Annotated in this window: 1 protein-coding gene; it reads left to right on the top strand. The window is 56.7% G+C overall.

What is annotated here, in order from left to right:
• Positions 1-83: 83 nt before the first annotated feature.
• Positions 84-1457 (top strand): ISNCY family transposase, encoded by a 1374-nt coding sequence (locus ACI3K0_RS30690; protein ID WP_206829645.1) that lies wholly within the window; start codon positions 84-86, stop codon positions 1455-1457.
• The last annotated feature ends 177 nt before the right edge of the window (positions 1458-1634 follow it).

Here is a 1634-nt window from a genome sequence, read left to right on the forward strand (position 1 = left end):
ATGTAGCCGCAAAGTTAGAATGTCCTAATTCAGCAAAGTTAGACTGTCACACTCCCCGCGTTTGATAACGCGGAGACAAGCAGATGGGATTGATAGCGATGAGCGAGCGCGATCTGCAGCGGATCGAAGTTTTGTCGAAGGTAGCGGCTGGCCGTATGACGATGGTGACGGCGGCGCATGTGCTTGACGTGAGCACGCGCCAGGTGCGTCGGCTGTTGAAGCGGATGGGCACTGGTGGTGCGGCATCGATCCGGCACAAGGCGATCGGCCGGCCGTCAAACAACCGCATCTGCGAGGGCGTTCGAGATTACGCGGTGACGCTGGTCCGGGAATCTTATGCGGACTTCGGTCCGACCCTGGCCTCCGAGATGCTGGCTGAGCGGGATGGATTGTGTGTGTCGCGCGAGACGCTGCGACGCTGGATGATCGATGCCGGCATCTGGTTGTCGCGCAAGCAACGTCGGACGTTTCATCAGCCAAGATTGCGTCGCGAGGCTTATGGCGAACTGGTGCAGATTGATGGCTCTGACCATCGCTGGTTCGAAGCCCGTGGCGATCCCTGTTCGTTATTGGTTTTCATTGACGATGCGACCGGCAAGTTGATGCAATTGCGGTTTGTGCGATCGGAAAGTGCGTTTTCGTACTTTGAAGCACTGGCGCTGTATCTTCGCGAACATGGCGCCCCGATTGCGTTCTATTCAGACAAACATTCGGTGTTCCGAGTGGCAAAGAAGGATGCCAAAGGCGGTCAGGCCATGACCCAGTTCGGGCGTGCGCTTTGCGAGCTAAACATCGAGATTCTCTGCGCAAATTCGAGCCAAGCCAAGGGTCGTGTCGAACGGATGAACCGGACATTGCAGGATCGCCTGGTCAAGGCACTGCGACTGGCCAGGATCGATAACATGGAGGCTGGCAACGCGTTTCTGGCGAGTTTCATGAGCCGGTATAATGCTCGATTTTCCATCGTCCCTGCCCGTTCCGATGATTTGCACCGGCCGCTGAATCTGGCGCCGGATCGATTGACCGAGATCCTATGTAAACGCGAGCAGCGTTACGTCGGAACACAGCTGACATTTTCATTTGAACGCAAGCGGATCATGCTGGCGGAGACCGACGTGACGCGTGGTCTGGTTGGCCGCTATGTCGAGACCTACGCCTATGCGGATGGTCGCCTCGATGTGCGCTGGAAAGGATATTCCCTACCCTATACGGTGTTCGACAAGGACCAGCGGGTGACGCATGCGGCCATTACCGAGAACAAGCGGCTCGGTGATATTCTGGCTTACGTCAAGGAGCGTCAGGACCAGCATGTGCCGCCGGTCGTCAAGACCAACAGCGAGAAGATCGGTTACCAGCCACGGGGTCGAAAGCCGGGACGGAGCACGGATTTCATGAATGATCCCGCGGTGATTGCGCGGCGCAAAAAGGCACTGTTGAAGCAGCAAGCTGCGGAGTGAACTGAACGTCGAATAGCCTCAAAGCTAAAGCCGAAGAGGTGTGTATACCACCCGCCCCGATCTGATCTTGCAAGCGGGATCAGCCGCTCAGATCGGGGCTGGTCGGTGTGCCGTATGGCGATCAGTTGGACATTTCTATTTTGCAAATCGTCGGACATTTCAACCTTGCCGCCACAT

This window comes from Rhizobium sp. ZW T2_16, from assembly GCF_044987325.1.
Lineage (GTDB): Bacteria > Pseudomonadota > Alphaproteobacteria > Rhizobiales > Rhizobiaceae > Neorhizobium > Neorhizobium cellulosilyticum.